The 17,643-nt window shown below is 68.6% G+C and carries 19 protein-coding genes; 11 read left to right on the forward strand and 8 right to left on the reverse strand.

The features are described from left to right. Positions 1–189: 189 nt before the first annotated feature. Positions 190–915, forward strand: coding sequence for a response regulator (locus HZI36_RS05670; protein ID WP_179401652.1), 726 nt, complete (start codon positions 190–192; stop codon positions 913–915). Next, the gene (locus tag HZI36_RS05675) at positions 899–2,215 is read left to right on the forward strand and encodes an ATP-binding protein (RefSeq protein ID WP_179401653.1); all 1,317 of its coding nucleotides are present in this window, start codon (positions 899–901) and stop codon (positions 2,213–2,215) included. Before HZI36_RS05670 ends, HZI36_RS05675 begins: the two co-directional genes overlap by 17 nt. 107 nt (positions 2,216–2,322) lie before the next feature. On the opposite strand, the gene HZI36_RS05680 is transcribed toward HZI36_RS05675, so the two are convergent. After that, entirely contained in the window at positions 2,323–2,589 is a 267-nt protein-coding gene (locus tag HZI36_RS05680; RefSeq protein ID WP_179401654.1) for a double-stranded DNA-specific endonuclease, read from the reverse strand. A gap of 496 nt (positions 2,590–3,085) precedes the next feature. On the opposite strand from HZI36_RS05680, the gene HZI36_RS05685 reads away from it, so the two are divergent. Continuing rightward, on the forward strand, positions 3,086–4,837 hold the full coding sequence (locus HZI36_RS05685; RefSeq protein WP_179401655.1) for an ABC transporter permease: 1,752 nt from the start codon (positions 3,086–3,088) through the stop codon (positions 4,835–4,837). A 34-nt stretch (positions 4,838–4,871) separates the two neighbouring features. Beyond that, a complete protein-coding gene (locus HZI36_RS05690) occupies positions 4,872–6,203 on the forward strand; it encodes an ABC transporter ATP-binding protein (RefSeq protein WP_179401656.1) in 1,332 nt (443 codons plus the stop codon). Positions 6,204–6,318: 115 nt separating this feature from the next. On the opposite strand, the gene HZI36_RS05695 is transcribed toward HZI36_RS05690, so the two are convergent. Both HZI36_RS05695 and HZI36_RS05700 read right to left on the reverse strand, forming a co-directional pair. Then, a complete protein-coding gene (locus tag HZI36_RS05695; RefSeq protein ID WP_179401657.1) occupies positions 6,319–6,816 on the reverse strand; it encodes a hypothetical protein in 498 nt (165 codons plus the stop codon). Next, positions 6,813–7,376 carry a hypothetical protein gene (locus tag HZI36_RS05700; protein WP_179401658.1) on the reverse strand — a complete coding sequence of 188 codons (564 nt, stop codon included), beginning with the start codon at positions 7,374–7,376 and terminating at the stop codon, positions 6,813–6,815. The genes HZI36_RS05695 and HZI36_RS05700 overlap by 4 nt, the downstream gene beginning before the upstream one ends. A gap of 256 nt (positions 7,377–7,632) precedes the next feature. On the opposite strand from HZI36_RS05700, the gene HZI36_RS26920 reads away from it, so the two are divergent. Continuing rightward, positions 7,633–7,896 (forward strand): hypothetical protein, encoded by a 264-nt coding sequence (locus tag HZI36_RS26920; RefSeq protein ID WP_246326975.1) that lies wholly within the window; start codon positions 7,633–7,635, stop codon positions 7,894–7,896. Positions 7,897–7,939: 43 nt separating this feature from the next. On the opposite strand, the gene HZI36_RS05705 is transcribed toward HZI36_RS26920, so the two are convergent. From HZI36_RS05705 to HZI36_RS05715, 3 genes are all read right to left on the reverse strand, one after another. Continuing rightward, positions 7,940–9,304: an MFS transporter gene (locus HZI36_RS05705; protein WP_179401659.1), complete on the reverse strand. Its 1,365-nt coding sequence runs from the start codon at positions 9,302–9,304 to the stop codon at positions 7,940–7,942. 115 nt (positions 9,305–9,419) lie between these two features. Beyond that, positions 9,420–9,923, reverse strand: a complete 504-nt coding sequence (locus tag HZI36_RS05710) for a YbhB/YbcL family Raf kinase inhibitor-like protein (RefSeq protein ID WP_179401660.1) — start codon at positions 9,921–9,923, stop codon at positions 9,420–9,422. Between the two features lie 120 nt (positions 9,924–10,043). Next, complete coding sequence (locus HZI36_RS05715; protein WP_179401661.1) at positions 10,044–10,424, reverse strand: DUF5594 family protein; 381 nt, start codon at positions 10,422–10,424, stop codon at positions 10,044–10,046. A gap of 213 nt (positions 10,425–10,637) precedes the next feature. Here HZI36_RS05715 and HZI36_RS05720 point away from each other — a divergent pair, with 213 nt between their 5' ends. The 4 genes from HZI36_RS05720 (at position 10,638) to HZI36_RS05735 (ending at position 13,867) form a co-directional block, all read left to right on the forward strand. Next, complete coding sequence (locus HZI36_RS05720) at positions 10,638–11,006, forward strand: hypothetical protein (RefSeq protein ID WP_179401829.1); 369 nt, start codon at positions 10,638–10,640, stop codon at positions 11,004–11,006. A gap of 72 nt (positions 11,007–11,078) precedes the next feature. Beyond that, on the forward strand, positions 11,079–11,576 hold the full coding sequence (eco, locus tag HZI36_RS05725) for a serine protease inhibitor ecotin (protein ID WP_179401662.1): 498 nt from the start codon (positions 11,079–11,081) through the stop codon (positions 11,574–11,576). A 347-nt stretch (positions 11,577–11,923) separates the two neighbouring features. Beyond that, a complete protein-coding gene (locus tag HZI36_RS05730) occupies positions 11,924–12,445 on the forward strand; it encodes a hypothetical protein (RefSeq protein WP_179401663.1) in 522 nt (173 codons plus the stop codon). Between the two features lie 18 nt (positions 12,446–12,463). Further along, on the forward strand, positions 12,464–13,867 hold the full coding sequence (locus HZI36_RS05735; protein ID WP_246326977.1) for an alkaline phosphatase family protein: 1,404 nt from the start codon (positions 12,464–12,466) through the stop codon (positions 13,865–13,867). On the opposite strand, the gene HZI36_RS05740 is transcribed toward HZI36_RS05735, so the two are convergent. Further along, positions 13,852–14,880, reverse strand: a complete 1,029-nt coding sequence (locus tag HZI36_RS05740; RefSeq protein ID WP_179401664.1) for a GlxA family transcriptional regulator — start codon at positions 14,878–14,880, stop codon at positions 13,852–13,854. The genes HZI36_RS05735 and HZI36_RS05740 overlap by 16 nt on opposite strands. A gap of 239 nt (positions 14,881–15,119) precedes the next feature. Between HZI36_RS05740 and HZI36_RS05745 the strand changes: the two genes are divergently transcribed. Next, a complete protein-coding gene (locus tag HZI36_RS05745) occupies positions 15,120–15,818 on the forward strand; it encodes an HD domain-containing protein (protein ID WP_179401665.1) in 699 nt (232 codons plus the stop codon). 124 nt (positions 15,819–15,942) lie between these two features. On the opposite strand, the gene HZI36_RS05750 is transcribed toward HZI36_RS05745, so the two are convergent. Beyond that, positions 15,943–16,866, reverse strand: coding sequence for a LysR family transcriptional regulator (locus HZI36_RS05750; protein ID WP_179401666.1), 924 nt, complete (start codon positions 16,864–16,866; stop codon positions 15,943–15,945). Positions 16,867–17,005: 139 nt separating this feature from the next. On the opposite strand from HZI36_RS05750, the gene HZI36_RS05755 reads away from it, so the two are divergent. Beyond that, on the forward strand, positions 17,006–17,611 hold the full coding sequence (locus HZI36_RS05755) for an FMN-dependent NADH-azoreductase (protein ID WP_179401667.1): 606 nt from the start codon (positions 17,006–17,008) through the stop codon (positions 17,609–17,611). Positions 17,612–17,643 lie beyond the last annotated feature (32 nt).

A 17,643-nucleotide genomic window follows, 5' to 3' on the forward strand; every position in this document is an offset into this window, starting at 1 on the left:
CGGCGGCGGCGGTCGTTGCCGTTCGTCGATCCGGTAAGACGCAGGTTAGCGACGGCTCCGGCGCGCGGTGTTACGCGGCCGGTCAGCGGGATTACCGGGCATTACGACTTCCTTGCGCGGTAACCCGCAGTAACCCTTTCACCGATTTGTTGCGATTTTACGACCGCCTCGCACGGTAAACTCCGAGCCATGACTACCCAGATCCTCATCGTCGACGACGACCAAGAACTGCGCGACCTGTTGCGCGACTACCTCGTGCGCCAGGGCATGGAAGTGTCCGTGCTGCACGACGCCGCCACGCTCGAGAAGCGTCTCGAGCGCGAGCGCCCCGACCTGATCGTGCTGGACCTGATGATGCCCGGCGTCGACGGCCTGACCGCGCTGCGCCATTTGCGTGCCGCCGGCGACGACATTCCGGTGATCATGCTGACCGCGCGCGCCGACGACGTCGACCGGATCGTCGGCCTCGAGCTCGGCGCGGACGACTATCTCGGCAAGCCGTTCAACCCGCGCGAGCTGCTCGCGCGGATCCAGGCGGTGCTGCGCCGGCGCCGCGCGACGCCGTCGGCGGCCGCGCCCGAGCAGCGCGAACCGTTCGCGTTCGGCCGCTTCGTGCTCGACTTCCAGGCCCGCACGCTGTCGATCGACGGCAAGCCGGCGACGCTGTCCAGCAGCGAATTCGCGCTGTTGAAGATCTTCGTGAACCACGCGCTGCGCACGCTCACGCGCGAACGCCTGCTCGAGCTGCTGCACGGGCCCGAGTACGACGGGACCGACCGCGGCATCGACGTCCAGGTGTGGCGTCTGCGGCGGATTCTCGAAACCGATCCGTCGTCGCCGCGCTTCATCCAGACGGTGCGCGGGCGCGGCTACGTGTTCGTGCCCGACGGCGAGGCTCATGCGCAAGCCCATTGATTCGCTGTTCGGGCGGCTCGCGCTGCTCGTCGTCGGCGTGCTGCTGCTGTCGCACTTCGCGTGGTATTTCGCGATGCGCCTCGAGCGCAACCAGATGCAGACGCGGTACGCGGTCGAGGAGGCCGCATTTCTCGTCGAAGCGGTGCGGCAGCACGTCGCGCGCACGCCCGACTTGCCGCTGCCGTCGCGGGTGCGGATCGTGTCGCCCGGCAGCGCCGACGTGCCGCACGGGGACGGCGCGGATCTACCCGCGGCGCTCAAGCGTTTTCGCGACGACGTGAGCGAGCGGATGCCGGCCGGCACGCACGTCGAGATCGGCGCGTCGGGCCGGCCGCCGGTGCTGTGGGTCCGGGAGCCGTCGGACCCGAACTGGATCGTCGTGCCGGTGCAGCCGCTGCGACCGCCGCGCCCGCGCGACCGGATGATGCTCTGGCTCGCGACGATCTTCTCGTCGGCCGTGATCGCCGCGCTGTTCGCCGCGTGGCAGCTTCAGCAGCCGCTGCGCTCGCTCGTGCGCGCGGTCGCGCGCTTCGGCCGCGGCCAGCCGGTGCCGCCGCTGCGCGAGCGCGGCCCGCGCGAGCTGCGCCAGCTCACGCGCGGCTTCAACCAGATGGTCGAGCAGGTGTCGCGCGCGGAGAACGACCGCGCGGTGATGCTCGCCGGCGTCGCGCACGATCTGCGCACGCCGCTGGCGCGGATGCGACTGCGCGCCGAGATGATGGACGACGCGCGGCTGCGCGACGGCGTCGTGCGCGACGTCGACTCGATGTCGCACATCGTCGACCAGTTCCTCGTGTTCGCGCACGGCGGCGCCGACCGCAGCGAGCCGGTGCCGGTCGACCAGGCGTGCGAGCGGATCGCGCGCACGTATCGCGCGGTCGCGCCGAACGCGCCGACGGTGCAGAGCCGGCTCGCGGCGGGCGCCGGGTTCCGGCTGCCGACCGCGACGCTCGACCGGATCCTGTCGAACCTGCTCGATAACGCGCATGCGTACGGCGCGCCGCCCGTCGTCGTCGAGACCGAGCGCACGTCGACCGGCTATGTGCTGGCGGTCAGCGATCGCGGCAACGGCATCGCGCCGCGCGATCTCGCGGCGGCGACGCGGCCTTTCGTGCGGCTCGATCCGGCGCGCGGCGGCAACGGGCACAGCGGGCTCGGCCTCGCGATCGTCGAGCGGCTGGTCCAGCGCGTCGGCGGCGACTGCGAGATCGGCAATCAGCCGGAAGGCGGGCTGCGCGTCGCGATGATCTTCCCGTTCGATGCGGTGCCGAAGCCCGAGCCGGGCCAGCCGGCGGATTGAGCGGGGCGAGAAGCTAAAAGATAGGTGCGGCGGCCGGCATCGCGGCCGGGTGGGCGCCGCGGCTCATGCCGCGCAGTGCCGGCCCGCGCCGGCACTGCGCACCGGCGTCATTCGCCGAACAGCGTGCTCAGCGTCTCGGCGGCGTTGCTGTCGATCGTGTTGTAGGTCACGCTGCTCGCCTCGAAGATGTAGAGCGTCGTGTATTTGCCGAGGCGGTCGAGAATTTCGTCCTGCAGCGATTCCGGCACGATGTTCATGCTCAGGTACCAGGCCGTCGACGACAGCCGCGTCTGGAACGACCCGTATTCCTGCATCAGCTCGGCGAACGCGTCGGCTTCCTGGTCACGGCATACGATCACCAAATTTCCTGCCATTCCTCTCTCCCGGTCGTCAATCGATCAATCCACGTGGGGCGAGCCTCGATCATAACCGCTTAACGGTGTCGTGCCTTTGATGAAACCTGCCCGGCGGCGGGTTCACGGCCGGGCCGGATCGCGGCATAATGCCGCCTCGCACGCCGGCCGGGCGGCAGCGAGGCCGATTCGCGTGCGCCCGCTTGGTTGGCCTGCTCAGTCGGCCTGCTCAGTCGGTCCGCTCAGCCCGCCCGCTTCGCGCCCGGCCCGCTCACCCGCGCGGCGCGCATGGCGTCGGCGGATCCGGGTGGTTGTGCCTGAAACAGTGGTTGTAGTAGTGTCGTGCCGTCGCGGAGCCGGTCTGGCCGGCCGTGGCGCGCGCGTCCGGCCGTGAGTGAACACGAAAACTCGCACGAAAACCCGCACGAAAACCCGCGCGCGCGCGCTTTGCCATGAATCAACTTCGTTTGCCGGTCTCATTCTTCGATTCGTACGATCTCGCCGGGGAGGGCGCCTGATGGACATCGGACTCGATCCGAACCGGCTCGCCAACGGCTCCACGTGGCGGGTCCTGCCGAACCGCTGGGATTTCGTCGCGTTTCCGCTGATCATCTGCGTGCTGGCGATGGCGATCGTCGGCTTTCACCAGACGATGGCGCCGATCGCGACGCTGAAGACCCAGGCGATCTCGCTCGACCCGTCGATGCTGCCCGAATACGCGTTGCGCACGACGCTGCGGATGCTCGCCGCGATGGTCGCGTCGCTCGCGTTCACGCTGGTCTACGGCACGCTCGCCGCGAAGAGCCGTCGCGCGGGGATGGTGCTGGTTCCGATCCTCGACATCCTGCAGTCGGTGCCGGTGCTCGGCTACATCTCGTTTACGGTCACGTTCTTCCTCGCGCTGTTCCCGAGCCGCGTGCTCGGCGCCGAGCTCGCCGCGATCTTCGCGATCTTCACGAGCCAGGCGTGGAACATGACGTTCAGCTTCTATCAGTCGCTGCGCACGGTGCCGCGCGATCTCGACGAAGTGTCGCGCGGCTTTCACCTGACCGCGTGGCAGCGCTTCTGGAAGCTCGAAGTGCCGTTCTCGATGCCGGGCCTGATCTGGAACATGATGATGTCGATGTCCGGCGGCTGGTTCTTCGTCGTCGCGTCGGAGGCGATCACGGTCGGCAACAACACGATCACGCTGCCCGGCATCGGCGCATATCTCGCGCAGGCGATCTCGGACAAGAACCTCGGCGCGATCGGCTGGGTGATCCTCGCGATGACGATCGTGATTCTCGCGTACGACCAGCTGCTGTTCCGCCCGCTCGTCGCATGGGCCGACAAGTTCAGGATGGAGAACACGAGCTCGGGCGACGCGCCCGAATCGTGGCTGCTCGACCTCGTGCGCCGCACGCGGCTGATCCACCAGCTGCTCGTGCCGGCCGGCTGGCTGCTCGCGAAGGCCGCGCGCATTCCGCTGCGCCTGCCGTCGGGCAAGGTGCGCTTCACGCTGCCGCGCGTCGAGAAGAAGGCGTCGCGCGCGGCCGACGTCGCGTGGGCGATCCTCGTGCTCGCCGGCACCGCCTATGTCGTGTGGCGCGTCGTCAGCTACGTGTCGACCGGCGTCACGTTCGCCGAGGTCGGCCACGTGTTCGTGCTCGGCCTGATCACGCTGCTGCGCGTGATGGTGCTGATCGCGCTCGCGTCGGTGATCTGGGTGCCGATCGGCGTGTGGATCGGCCTGCGGCCCGCGATCGCCGAGAAGGCGCAGCCGATTGCGCAGTTCCTCGCAGCGTTCCCGGCGAACCTGCTGTTCCCGGTGTTCGTGATCGTGATCGTCAAGTTCCACCTGAACGCGGACATCTGGCTGTCGCCGCTGATCGTGCTCGGCACGCAGTGGTACATCCTGTTCAACGTGATCGCCGGCGCGACCGCCTATCCGAACGACTATCGCGAGGCGGCGGCCAATTTCCGGATCCGCGGCTGGCAGTGGTGGCGCCAGGCGATCCTGCCGGGTATCTTCCCGTATTACGTGACGGGCGCGATCACCGCGTCGGGCGGCGCATGGAACGCGAGCATCGTGTCGGAATTCGTGCAGTGGGGCGACACGAAGATCGAGGCGCACGGCCTCGGCGCGTACATCGCGCAGACGACCGCCGCCGGCGACTATCCGAAGATCATTCTGGGCATCGCGGTGATGTCCCTGTTCGTCACGTTGTTCAACCGCCTGCTGTGGCGCCCGCTGTACGCGTTCGCCGAGGCGAAGCTGCGGCTTGACTGACACCCTGACCGACACCGTTTGAGAGCGAAACGCGATGCAAAATCCGAATGCCGTGAACGCCCCCGTTCAGATGCCGCCGCGCGCCGGCGACGAGATCCTGCGCGTCGACAACGTCAGCCGCGGCTTCAACAAGACGCAGGGCGAGCTGCTCGTGCTCGACGGCGCGAACCTGTCGCTGCGCGAGGGCGAGATCGTCGGGTTGCTCGGCCGCTCGGGCTCCGGCAAATCGACGCTGCTGCGGATCATCGCCGGGCTGATCGAGCCGACGGGCGGCGAAGTCACGTATCTCGGCCAGCCGCTCGACGGCCCGGCCGCGGGCGTCGCGATGGTGTTCCAGACGTTCGCGCTGTTTCCGTGGCTCACGGTGCTGCAGAACGTGGAGGCCGGCCTCGAGGCGCTCGGCGTCGGCGCGCGCGAGCGGCGTGAACGCGCGCTCGCGGCGATCGATCTGATCGGTCTCGACGGCTTCGAGAACGCGTATCCGCGCGAGCTGTCGGGCGGGATGCGGCAGCGCGTCGGCTTCGCGCGCGCGCTCGTCGTCGACCCGACGCTGCTGCTGATGGACGAACCGTTCTCCGCGCTCGACGTGCTGACCGCCGAGACGCTACGCACCGACCTGCTCGATCTGTGGACGCAGGGCCGGATGCCGATCAAGTCGGTGCTGATCGTCACGCACAACATCGAGGAAGCGGTGTTCATGTGCGACCGGATTCTGGTGCTGTCGTCGAACCCGGGCCGCGTGATCGCCGAGATCAAGGTGCCGTTCAAGCATCCGCGCAATCGTCTGGATCCGGCGTTCCGCCGCCTCGTCGACGACATCTACGCGAAGATGACCGCGCGCCAGATCGGCGGCGCGACGAAGAAGGGGCTGGAGCTCGACAGCTGGCTGCCGCGCGTGTCGACCAACCTGATGGCGGGCCTGATCGAGACGCTCGCGGCGCCGCCTTACCACGGCCGCGCGGATATGCCGGAGATCGCGCGTTCGCTGCATCTGGAAGTCGACGATCTGTTCCCGATCGCCGAAGCGCTGCAATACCTCGGCTTCGCGGACGTGCGCGAAGGGGACGTGTTCCTGACGCCGCCCGCGCGCGTGTTCGCCGAGTTCGGCACGCAGGAGCGCAAGATGATGTTCGCCGAGCATCTGCTGCGGCACGTGCCGCTCGCCGCGCGGATCAAGAAGGTGCTGAACGAGCGGCCCGGCCATCGCGCGCCGCGCGTGCGCTTCGAGCAGGAGCTCGAGGATTCCCTGTCCGACAGCGCGGCCGAGGAGACGCTCGACGTGGTGATCGACTGGGGCCGCTACGGCGAGATCTTCTCGTACAACGACCAGACCGAGATCTTCAGCCTCGAGGACGTCGAGTCCTGATCCGCCGCCGCGTTGCCGGGCCGTCGCGCCCGGCGGCGGCTCGCAAAACCCGACAGCCCCTAAAAATCGCGCCCGCCCGAACCGGCGGGCGTCGTGCGGTCGTGCCGTCGCGCGCTTACTGCTGCAAATTCCCCCAGCGCTCGACGGCCGGCTCGGCCGACGCCCATTTCCAGTACTGCCCTTGCTGGCATGCGTTCGCGAAATACCAGCTCTCTTGCGCGCCGTCCTTCATCGAGAACGCGAATTCCTTGCAGAGTGCGAGCGGCGTCGAATACGCGCGCGTGACGCGCACCTCGCCTTCGCCGTTTTCGAGCGGCAGCGTGTTGCTGACGTGCCACGGGCCGACCTCGCCGACCGCGAGGCGACCCACCGTCCGCGCGATCGCGTTCTGCTGATTTTCGTGGAGCTGGCGCATCGTCCGGATGACCGCCTCGTCGGTGGCCGCCTGCACCGCGATGCCGACGCCGATTCCGACCGCCGGATTCGCGGTCACGAGGCCCGTCGCCGCGCCCGCGAGCGCGCCGCTCGCCGCGCCGACCGAGCCGCACCCGGACAGCGAGACGCCGGCCGCGCACAGCACCGCGACGTACGCGACGGCGCGCGCGACGCTCATTGGAGCGGGCTCCAGCGCTCGGTCGCGGGCTCGGCCGACGCCCATTTCCATTGCGGACCGTCGCGGCAGATCGTCGCGACGTAGAACGCCGATTGGGCGGGCGCGTCGGATTTGGCCGGCGTGTCGACGGCGAACACGATTTCCTTGCAGTCGAGCGGCCCGACGCTGATCAGGCGGCTGACGGTTACGCGGCCGCGCTCGTCGTCCTCGATCGGCATCGAGTGCGTGGCGGACCACGGCGCGACGCCGCCGACGTCGAGCGGGCCGGCCGCGTTCGCGATCTGCTGCTGCGTGTAGTGGTGCGCGACGCGCTGTGTGTACTGGACGCCCGCGCGTGCGCCGGCGACCGCGCCGAGGCCGATGCCGGTCGCGACCGCGGCGTTCTTCGTGACCTTCGAGGCGACCGCGGCGCCCGCGATGCCGGCGCCGGCCGCGGCGCCTTCGCTGTAGAACGAATTGCAGCCGGATAGCGCGACGGCGATTGCGACGCCGGCGAGCGCGATGCGTACCATACGCACGGTGTGCACGGTACGAAGCGGCGAGTCGATACGAATGTTCATCCCTGAGCGATCATTGTCTTCGGAGCGGCGGTGCGGACGCCCGGCCATTGTCGCCCAATCATCGGACGAAAAAGGCAAGCAATTGACAAATGACGGAGGCGGGGCCCGGCGCGCACGCGCGATATTGTCTGACAGACGGTGCGTACGGGGTCGTAACGTTACAAATTGTCGAAAATGCACGCCTTGACGCGTGCGGCGCGGACCATAGACTCTGAGATGTGAACAGTGCGAACGCGGCCCTGGCGCCGCTCCGAACATGAGACATCCTGTTATGCGCCGCGCCCGGCGATCCGCGCGCCCGAACCCCGACACCCGTGACGACCACGCGCCGCCGCGGCCGGATGCGCCGGCTTCTCAGCCCGCTTCTCAGCCCGCTTCTCAGCCGGCCTCTCCGCCGGTCTCTCCGCCGGTCTCTCCGCCTGCCGGCGGCCCCCCATCCGACGGCGATCACAATCAGGGCGGCGCCCGCCCCGAAGGGCTCGACTATCAGCGCGATCTCGGCGTCGATCAGGATGCGTGACGCTGCCGGCGCCGCGCCGCGCCGCGCCGCGCCGCGCTGCGCTTTACGCGTGCGGCGGCGCCGGTGATGCGATCCGCAGCATGCTGACGACGGCCGCGACCGCGGCGAACGCGGCGGCGACGTATAGCGCGAGCGTCGGCCCGTGGTCGGGCGCGACACCGAAGATCAGCGCGACGAGCGCGGCGCCGAGCGTCTGGCCGCTGAGCCGCGCGGTGCCGAGCATGCCGGCCGCGCCGCCGCTGCGCGCGCGCGGCGCCGACGACAGGATCGCGCGGTTGTTCGGCGACTGGAACAGCCCGAAGCCCACGCCGCAGAGCGCCATCCGCCAGACGATGCCGATCGTGTCCGGATGCGCGCCGACCGTCGCGAGCGACAGCAGCCCGGCCGCGAACAGCGCGAGCCCGACGCCGCCGAGGATGCCGGCCGAATAGCGGTCGGACAGCCTGCCCGCGACGGGCGCCGCGACGACGATCACGAGCGGCCACGGCGTCATGTAGAGGCCGGTCTGCACCTGCGAGAAGCCGAGCGCGCCCTGCAGCCAGAACGGCAGCGCGACGAACGCGAGCATCTGCGACGTGAACGACGCGACCGACGTGCTGATCGACAGCGCGAACAGCGGAATCCGCATCAGGTCGACCGGCAGCAGCGGCGCGGTTTGCGACAACTGCCGGCGGACGAAGAAGTAGCCGATGACGATCGCCCCGGTCAGCTCCGCGGCGACGAAGCCCGCGCGTTCGCCGTGGCCGAAGCCGTCGACGGCGATCACCAGCAGCCCGAACACGCACGCGTTCATCAGCGCGCTCGGGATGTCGTACGGCGCGTCGTGGAGCGGATTGGCCGGCAGCGCGCGCAGGCTGCCCGCGACCGCGGCGATGCCGATCGGCACGTTGATCGCGAAGAGCCACGGCCACGGCGCGAGCGACAGCACCGCGGACGCAACCGTCGGCCCGACCGCCGACGACAGCGCGACGACCATCGCGTTGATCGAGATGCCGCGCCCGAGCATCGACGTCGGATAGATGATCCGCACGAGCGCGGAATTCACGCTCATGATGCCGGCCGCGCCGAAACCCTGGATCACGCGCATCAGCGCGAGCGACGGCAGCGACGTCGAGAGCGCGCAGCCGAGCGACGCCACGGTGAAGAGCGCGAGCCCCGCGATGTAGACGCGCCGGTAGCCGATCCGGTCGCCGAGCGACGCGAGCGGCAGCAGCGAGATCGTGACCGCGAGCTGGTATGCGTTGACGATCCAGATCGACGCGGCGTCGGACGCGTGCAGGTCGTGCGCGATCGTCGGCAGCGCGACGTTCGCGATCGCGCCGTCGAGCACGGCGAGCGTGACACCGAGCGCGACGCAGAGGATCGCCCAGTAGCGTTGCGGAAGCGGCAGGCCGGAATCGGCGTTCATGGCGGGGCGATGGGGTGAGCGGGGCCGGCGCGCCGCCCGTGCGGTTGCGCGCGCAACCATCTTCGGGCGGGCCGGGACGAAGCGTCGGCCGGGCAGGAGCGTCTGGCCGGCCGGGTTACTTCAACTGGTAGAGACCGATGTATTCGGCGCTCGCGATCTGGTTCAGGTGAATCATGAACCGCGCGACCGCATTGGTAGTGTCCGGCGTGACCGGCAGGCTGTCGACGCCGAGCGCGTGCACGCGGAAGATGTAGCGGTGCGGCTTGTCGCCGCGCGGCGGCGCGGCGCCGCCGAAACCTTCGTCGCCGTAGTCGTTGCGCACCTGCACCGTGCCTTTCGGCAGCGCGGCGCCGCCGGCCGCGCCGGCGCCCTCGGCGACGCCGGTCGCGTCGGCCGGGAGGTTCACCGCGATCCAGTGCCAGAAGCCGCTGCCCGTCGGCGCGTCCGGATCGTAGCAGGTGATCGCGAGGCTCTTCGTGCCGGCGGGCGCGCCTTCCCAGTGCAGCGCGGGCGACACGTTGCCGCCGTCGACGCCGAAGCCCGCGTGGTTGTATTCCTGTGCTTTCGGCATGAAGCCGTTTGCCGCGAATGCGTCGGTCCAGAGCCGGAATTCAGCCATGGTGCCTCCTTCGTAGGGGTCGGTGGGATGACGGGCGCCGGTGGCCGGCGCGGGCCGGTCGAGTGTATCACCGGCCCGCGAATTACGTCGTGGGCCGGCGCGGGGCGGCGGCGTGCCGCGTCATCCTTCGAAGTCGAGGCCGCCGAGCAGCACGAGCGGATCCGCCTGCGTGCGCGAGCCGAGATCGAGGTCGCGCGCGGTCTGCCACGCGTCGAGCTTCGCGGGCAGCGCGGCCAGATAGCGCGCGAAGCGCCGCTCGCCGTCGGCGCCCATCAGCCGCTCGATCTCGTCGGTGTCCCAGGTCATCTCGATGTTCAGCGGATGCGTGTAGCCGTGCGCGTGCTCGTGTGCGGTGGCGTGGATGCGGACCTGCGTCGGATGGCCGTGACCGCCGTACGGGATCACTTCCGTCCGGACGTGGCCGGCGTGCAGTTCGGCGATCGTGCGCGCGATGCGGGGGGCGAATTCGGTATCGAAGCGATGGGCGGTTTCCGGATGCATCGGGGGGGCTCCTTGATCGCGAAAATCGTAGCACGTCGCGCGCATGTTTCGGGCGCGGGCACGGGCACGGGGCGCAGGCACTGGGCGCAGGCACCGGACGTGGATGTGGCCGTCGAACGCGGTAATCGGGCGTTACCACTTGCTGCATCTATTACGGACGAGGGCATCCACAATGCAGCGCATGCCGTACCACTTCGCAGGGAGCGCATCATGATGAAGAAGATCGCAGCAGTAGGCATTCTCGCCGGTTCGCTGGCCGTTGCCGGGCCGGCGTCCGCGCACGACGGGAACGGCGGCGCGATCGTCGGCGCGCTGATCGGCGGTGCGGTGCTCGGCGCGATCGTGTCGTCCGCGCTGAATCCGCCGGTCGTGTATCAGGCGCCGGTCTACCCGCCGCCCGCGTATCAGCCGCAGGCCTATCAAGCGCCCGCCTACCAGCCGCCGTACGACGCCCCCGGCTATCAGCAGGCGCAGTATCAGGGCGGCGGCGCATACGGCGGGCAGCCGTCCGGGTACTGCTACGACAACTATCGGCACGCGTACGTGCCGTGCTACGCGCAGCCGCAGCCGTCGGCCTGGTGAGTGCCCGCGGGCAGGCCGCGCCGCGCCGCGACTGCTAACATGCGGGGCTGTCCATCCTGCAGGAGCATGTCGATGACTTTCGCGTTCCGGGCCGCGCTGGTGGTTGTCTGCGTGACGACCGTGGCCGCCTGCGTGGCCGCTCCGACGTCCGGCGCCGCGGCATCCGCCGAGTCGCTGAAGATGTATCCCCAGCCTGCCGCCGGCGAGCGGCGGATGGTCGTCGCGTTGCCGGCGCGCGACGACGAGGCCGATGCGCGCGTCGAGCTGATGATCGGCAAGACGATCGTGACCGATTGCAACGCGCAAGCGTTCGGCGGCGAGCTCACGGCCGGGACCGTGCAGGGCTGGGGCTATACGTACTACCGTCTCGGCCGCGTGACGGGGCCGGTGTCGACGATGATGGCCTGCCCGGGGCAGGCGAGCGCGGAGCGCTTCGTGCAGGTGCGTGGCGGCGAGCTGCTGCGTTACAACAGCCGGCTGCCGCTCGTCGTGTACGTGCCTGACGGCTTCGACGTGCGGTATCGCGTGTGGCACGCGTCGAAGGAGGTGAAGCAGGCGGTCGCGCAGTAGCGTGTGCCCGCCGGACCTCGCCGCGCTGCAGCGGACGCGTAACTGAACAACCACTGATTAGATTCCTCTGCGAAATGATGGTCAATAGCACGTTTCCATTATGGCGACGTGGTTGATTATCTCCGACGATTGCGCCGCATGACGCATGGAGGCTGCGCGACGCGCGTTGGCCATTCGGCCGGCTGGCGCCGCGACGCGGGTTCCATGCACACTTCCACGCAGGAATGAACCGGGCACCGCGTTTCGCGCGAGCGAGAACAAGACGGGGGATCGGCATGGACGGGACGCATCACGGCTGTGAATGCGCGCGCGCGCGCCGCACGCGGCATTGGCCGGACCTTCGGCGCGTGCGGGACGCATGCGTGTTGTGGGGCATCACCGGGTGGCAGGTCGCGCTCGCGGACGACGGGCCCGCGTCCGCAGCCGCATCGTCGGCTACAGCCGGCGCACCGGCGTCGCAGCCGGGCGCGGCGCATGCGGTGCCGATGGGCGACGGCTCCCGTCTGGCGGTCATGATCGGTATCGCGGCGATGCTGGTGATCAGCTGGATGATCGTGATCAAGACGCTGCGCAAGCAGAACTGGGATCTCGGTCTCGCGCTGTCGGAGGAGGCCGCGTTGCCGGACGGCACGCCGCCGCCGGCAGCGGGGCAGCGGCCGCCGATGGTCCCGAGCGCGTCGCGGCTCATCGCGCTGATGGGCCTGATCGTCTTCAGCGCGTTCTTCATCGGCGTCGGCTTCTACGTGGTCTGGGCGCTCTGCAACGGCCAGCCGATCGACGACGCGAACAAGGCATGGACGTTTTTCGCGTCGGGTGCCGCGATGTTCCTGCCGTACGGCGCGAACAAGTTCGCGGACGCGTTCAAGTAACCGGCCGCGGGGGCTGCGATGTCGGCGATCCAGAAGATCAAGAAGCTGTTCGTGCTGATGTTGGAGAATCGCTCGTACGACAACCTGTTCGGCTGGTCGGATTTCCGCGGCTGGACGCCGGACGGCGTCGCGACGCAGGCGGATGGGCTCGTCGGCAAGCCGGCGCTCGGCAACGCGGACGCGACCGGCCATCGTTACGCGGTCGCGCCGGGCGCGCCGTTCCGGCTCGCGTTCGATCCGGGCCACGAGTTTTCCGACACGCTCGTGCAGATGTGCGGCCCGGCCAACGCGCAGGCGTATCTGACGCAGGCCGCGAAGGATGCGGCGAATCTGGCCGGCGGCCAGTATCCGCCGCTCGCCGCGACCGCGAACGACCTCGGCTTCGCGTGCGATCTCGCGCTGCACGGCTACGACGTCGCGACCGGCATGCGCGGCTTCACGCCGGATCAGCTGCCGGTGCTGAATTTTCTTGCGCAGCAGTTCGCGGTGTGCGACCGCTGGTTCGCGTCGATGCCCGGGCCGACCTGGCCGAACCGCTTCTTCGCGCTCGCGGGCACGTCGTGGGGGCTCGACCATTCGCCGAGCAACACGACGACGGTCGCGGCGAGCCTGTTCGACGGCTCGAAGTTCGGCAACGGCAGCGATTCGCTGCTCACGCGCCTGACGCCGGACGAATGGCTCGTCGCGCACGGCGACTTGCCGCAGTCGTGGTCGCTGCGTGGCGTGGACGCGCATCCGGCGCGTTTCCTGCATCACGTCGAGCTCGTGAATGCGCTGCAGGGCGGCCGCCTCGGCGACGGCACGCGCTTCGTCTTCATCGAGCCGACGTACGATCCGGTCGGCAGCTTTCGCAACGGTGAATCGATGCACCCGTGCGGCGACGTGCGCAAGGGTGAGGCGCTCGTTGAGCAGATGTACAACGCGATTCTCGCGTCGCCGTACTGGGAGGAGAGCGTTCTGCTGATCGTGTTCGACGAGCACGGCGGGTTCTTCGATCACGTGATTCCGACACGCGAGCACGTGCCGGACATGCCCGTGCTGAAGCCGGTCGCGCCGACCGCGCTCACGCAGCGCGGCTTCCGCTTCGACCGGTACGGGTTTCGCGTGCCCGCGATCGTCGTGTCGCCGTACGTGAAGCAGGCGACGATCGATCACGCGTTCCACGATCATCTGTCGATCGGGAAGACGCTCGCGAAGATCGCGTTGCGCGTGAATCCGCCGCTGCTCCTGGGCGATCGTTTCGCGAGCGCGTCGGATCTGTCGGCGCTGCTGACGCTCACGCAGCCGCGCAAGGCGAGCGAGATGCATCCGTGCCCGCATGCGATGCCGATCGCGCCGGCGGCCGCGCCCACCGTCAACAATAGCGCGGCGGCGTTCAATACGCTGAACTGGCCGGCGCGGACGGTTTATGAGGGCGCGTGACGGTCGGCCTCGCGCCGGAACCGCTCGCGATACTGCTGCGGCGTGACGCCGAGGCGTTTCGCAAACACGGTTCTCATCCGGTCCGCGTGGCCGAACCCGCTTTCCCACGCGACCGCCTTCAGCGGCGCATCGCCGCTCTCGAGCATCTGCCGCGCCGCGTCGAGGCGCGCACGCTCGACGAACTCGTGCGGCGTCACATGCGTTTCCTGAACGAAAACGCGGGCGAAGTGGCGTGCGCTCATGCCCGCCACGTCGGCGAGCTGTCGAACCGTGAACGCGCCGCGAATGTTTGCCATCACGTGCGCCTGCACTTTGGCGATCGGTGACGTATCGTCGGCGGGCGCCGTCAGATAAGGGCTGAACTGCGACTGCCCGCCCTGCCGCTGGGCGAACACGACGAGGCGCTTGGCCACGGCGAGCGCCGTGCGTGCGCCGTGGTCCTCGGCCACGAGCGAGAGCGCAAGATCGATGCCGGCCGTCACGCCGGCGGACGTCACGAGCCGGTCGTCGCGCAGATAGATCCGGTCGAAGTCGACGCGCGCACGCGGAAACCGGTCCGCCAGTTGCTGCGCGTGTTGCCAGTGCGTCGTCACGTGGCGTTCGTCGAGCAGCCCCGCATGGCCCAGCGCGAACGCACCCGTGCATATCGACCCATAGCGCTCGCAGTGCGACGCCACGCCGGTGAGCCAGGCCGTCAATGGCGGATCCGGCGGCGCGTCGGGTAGCGCCGGACCGCCCGCCACGAGCGCCAGATCGAAAGTCCGCGCGCTTTCATCCGGCGCGGCGTCGGGCATCGCATCGAACGTCGGATCGAATGCTGCATCGAACGTCGCATCCGGCACGAGCGTCATGCCGTTCGACGCGCGCAATGCGGACCGCGTCGCCGCGAGCAGCGTCACCGCGTAATGGTCGCCGGGCGCGAGAAAGCCGTTGGCTTCCGAGAAGACGTCGATCGGACCGGCGACATCGAGCGCCTGCACGCCGGGAAAAATCGCAATCGCCACGGATCTCATGGTTGCGGGGCCTCGAATCATGCGCTCCGTTGCAAGTGGAAGCGGAAGCGGTGGGAGCATCCGATTTCGGCGGCAGCAAACGTCGTGCGATTGGCAGTCTTCGACGGTCGTCGTGCGTTGTCGACCGCCGCGCGTTCGCGAATACTCGATTGCACCGACAACGCCGGGGCGCCTGGTCGAGCAGCATATCAAACGCACGTCGACCGCAGGCGCTCCGTTATCCCGGAGGACTTCCCACCATGAGCACGACAATCGCCGGCATCAAGATCCCCGACAGCGCGATGGCGCGCGCGGCAACCGAGTTCGTTCGCGACACCGAATCCGATCTTCTCTATCACCACTCGCGCCGCGTGTTTCTGTTCGGCGCGCTGACCGGCGAGCGCGACGGGCTCGAGTACGATCCCGAACTGCTCTATATCGGCGCGATGTTCCATGACGTCGGCCTCGTCGAGGCCTACAGCAGCAAGACGGAACGCTTCGAAGTCGACGGCGCGAACGCGGCGCGCGACTTTCTCGCGCGGCATGGCGCGAGCGACTACGACATCGAGCAGGTATGGATGTCGATCGCGCTGCACACGACGCCAGGCATTCCGAAGCATATGAAGCCGGTCGTCGCGCTCGTGACGGCGGGCGTCGAGATGGACGTGCTTGGCATCGCGTACGACGCATTCACGCAGGCGCAGCGCGTTCAGGTCGTCGACGCGCATCCGCGCGCCGAGACGTTCAAGAACGACATCATCGACGCGTTCGCCGGCGGCACCATCCGCAAGCCGGAGACGACGTTCGGCAACGTGAAGGCCGACGTGCTCGCGCTGCGCGACCCGACCTACAAGCGGGCGAACTTCTGCGAGATCATTCTCGGCTCCGCGTGGGACGATCGGCGCGGACATGCGCATGGCACCGGATGCGGGTGTCGCGATCACGGCGGCGCGGACTGAAATGCGCGAAGCCTCGTGCCTTCGCGCGTCGTCGGAATCCGGCGGATCGTTCACGTGATGGGGAGCGGCATCGCGCTCGAGCCGGAAGAGGGAAGCTGGCTCGACGCGAATGGGACGCGTTGCGTTATCGGTCGGCATGGTGCTGTGACGGGTTCGTCATCGTGTCGCCCAGTTTCTCCAAAAGAAATTCGGCGACGACAGCGACCGCGGGCGGCACCGGCGGGCGGCTCGTATAGACGAGCTGCAGGCCGAAGCTGGTGCTCGCGCGCCGATAGCTCGGCAGCACCCGCACCAGTTTCCCCTGCGCGATGATCGGCTCGACGATCAACTGCGGCAGCAGCGCAATCCCCAGCCCGGCTACGCAAGCCTGCGCCAGCACGCGCATGTCGTTGACCGAGAACCGGCTGTTGATCGTCACTTCCTGACTGCCGCGCGGCCCCTGCAGACGCCACGTGTTGCGGCCCTGGCGATTGGAAATCGTCAGGCAGTCGTGCTCGGCCAGCTCGCGCAGCGTGCGGGGCGCGGGGCGCCGTTCCAGATAAGACGGACTGGCCGACAGGATCATCGCAGTCGGCGCCAGCCGACGTGCTCTGAAGCCGCTACCGGTCTCGATGCCCATGCGCAGGGCCAGATCGACGCGCTCGGCGATCAGATCGGTCGGCGCATCGTCGAGCAGAAAGTCGACGCTGATGTGCGGATATCGTGCGTAGAACTCGACCAGCCATTCCATGTTGAAGAATTCGAACAGGCCGGCCATCGCGGCGACGCGAACCGAGCCGGACGGTGCCTGCTCGTCCGCATGGAGCCGCCCGATCTCGAGGATCTGGTCGAGCGCCGGCGCATAGCGATCGAACAGCGCCTGGCCTTCCGTGCTCGGCGCGAGCTTGCGTGTCGAGCGGTGCAGCAGGCGTGTGCCGAGTTGCCCTTCGAGCTGATCGATGCGTCGGCTCAGCGTATTGGCCGGCATGCGCAGACGCCGCGCCGCCTCGGAGAAGCTGCCGGCGCGCACGACCTGGACGAACATCGCCAGATCATTCAGATCGAGCATGGTATTTCTCCATAAATGGATTAATCAAATCCTATTTTGCCATCTAGTGTGAGACGTCCTCCATCCCCATACTTGAGGTGTCACACAGCAGGCGGCCGCTTCCGGCCTGCTGTCAAGTCACCCTATTCGGAGAAGTCTCATGAAACTGCTACACGTCGATTCCAGCATCCTCGGGCAAGGCTCCGTCAGCCGTGAGTTGTCGGCGGATGTCGTCGCGACCTTCCGGAGCCGCCATGCCGACATCGAGGTCACCCGGCTCGACCTCGCCGTTACGCCGATCGGCCATCTGACAGCCGCACACCTCGCCGCCGCGCAAGGCGCACCGGTCGACGATGCGTTGAAGTCCGACGTCGCGATGGGCCAGGTCGCGCTCGACGCGTTCCTGGCAGCCGACATCGTGGTCATCGGCGCACCGATGTACAACTTCGGCGTGCCTTCTCAACTGAAGGCCTGGATCGACCGCATCTCGATCGCCGGCAAGACGTTCCGCTATGAGGCGCACGGCCCGGTCGGACTGTGCGGCGGCAAGAAGCTGATCGTCGTCTCGTCGCGCGGCGGCGTTTACAGCGAAGGCTCGCCCGCCGCGTCGTTCGATCATCAGGAAACCTATCTGAATGCGGCCTTCGGTTTTCTGGGCATTACGGATGTCACTTTCATTCGCGCGGAAGGTGTCGCGATGGGGCCGGAGGCACGCAGCGGGGCCATGGCATCGGCGAAGAAAGAGGCCGCCGCGCTCGCTGCGTAAGGGCATCGCCCCGGCACCATCCTCACTGGAGA

This window comes from Burkholderia guangdongensis, from assembly GCF_013403875.1.
In the GTDB taxonomy this organism is placed as follows: domain Bacteria; phylum Pseudomonadota; class Gammaproteobacteria; order Burkholderiales; family Burkholderiaceae; genus Burkholderia; species Burkholderia guangdongensis.

Excerpts from the sequence above, each read along its gene's own strand:
- HZI36_RS05750 (WP_179401666.1), bottom strand. The coding sequence starts at position 16,866 with ATGCTCGATCTGAATGATCTGGCGATGTTCGTCCAGGTCGTGCGCGCC.
- HZI36_RS05675 (WP_179401653.1), top strand. The coding sequence starts at position 899 with ATGCGCAAGCCCATTGATTCGCTGTTCGGGCGGCTCGCGCTGCTCGTC.
- HZI36_RS05670 (WP_179401652.1), top strand. The coding sequence starts at position 190 with ATGACTACCCAGATCCTCATCGTCGACGACGACCAAGAACTGCGCGAC.
- HZI36_RS05680 (WP_179401654.1), bottom strand. The coding sequence starts at position 2,589 with ATGGCAGGAAATTTGGTGATCGTATGCCGTGACCAGGAAGCCGACGCG.
- HZI36_RS05695 (WP_179401657.1), bottom strand. The coding sequence starts at position 6,816 with ATGAGCGTCGCGCGCGCCGTCGCGTACGTCGCGGTGCTGTGCGCGGCC.
- eco (WP_179401662.1), top strand. The coding sequence starts at position 11,079 with ATGACTTTCGCGTTCCGGGCCGCGCTGGTGGTTGTCTGCGTGACGACC.
- HZI36_RS05710 (WP_179401660.1), bottom strand. The coding sequence starts at position 9,923 with ATGGCTGAATTCCGGCTCTGGACCGACGCATTCGCGGCAAACGGCTTC.
- HZI36_RS05745 (WP_179401665.1), top strand. The coding sequence starts at position 15,120 with ATGAGCACGACAATCGCCGGCATCAAGATCCCCGACAGCGCGATGGCG.
- HZI36_RS05700 (WP_179401658.1), bottom strand. The coding sequence starts at position 7,376 with ATGAACATTCGTATCGACTCGCCGCTTCGTACCGTGCACACCGTGCGT.
- HZI36_RS05705 (WP_179401659.1), bottom strand. The coding sequence starts at position 9,304 with ATGAACGCCGATTCCGGCCTGCCGCTTCCGCAACGCTACTGGGCGATC.
- HZI36_RS05740 (WP_179401664.1), bottom strand. The coding sequence starts at position 14,880 with ATGAGATCCGTGGCGATTGCGATTTTTCCCGGCGTGCAGGCGCTCGAT.
- HZI36_RS05690 (WP_179401656.1), top strand. The coding sequence starts at position 4,872 with ATGCAAAATCCGAATGCCGTGAACGCCCCCGTTCAGATGCCGCCGCGC.
- HZI36_RS05755 (WP_179401667.1), top strand. The coding sequence starts at position 17,006 with ATGAAACTGCTACACGTCGATTCCAGCATCCTCGGGCAAGGCTCCGTC.
- HZI36_RS26920 (WP_246326975.1), top strand. The coding sequence starts at position 7,633 with ATGAGACATCCTGTTATGCGCCGCGCCCGGCGATCCGCGCGCCCGAAC.
- HZI36_RS05685 (WP_179401655.1), top strand. The coding sequence starts at position 3,086 with ATGGACATCGGACTCGATCCGAACCGGCTCGCCAACGGCTCCACGTGG.
- HZI36_RS05720 (WP_179401829.1), top strand. The coding sequence starts at position 10,638 with ATGAAGAAGATCGCAGCAGTAGGCATTCTCGCCGGTTCGCTGGCCGTT.
- HZI36_RS05735 (WP_246326977.1), top strand. The coding sequence starts at position 12,464 with ATGTCGGCGATCCAGAAGATCAAGAAGCTGTTCGTGCTGATGTTGGAG.
- HZI36_RS05715 (WP_179401661.1), bottom strand. The coding sequence starts at position 10,424 with ATGCATCCGGAAACCGCCCATCGCTTCGATACCGAATTCGCCCCCCGC.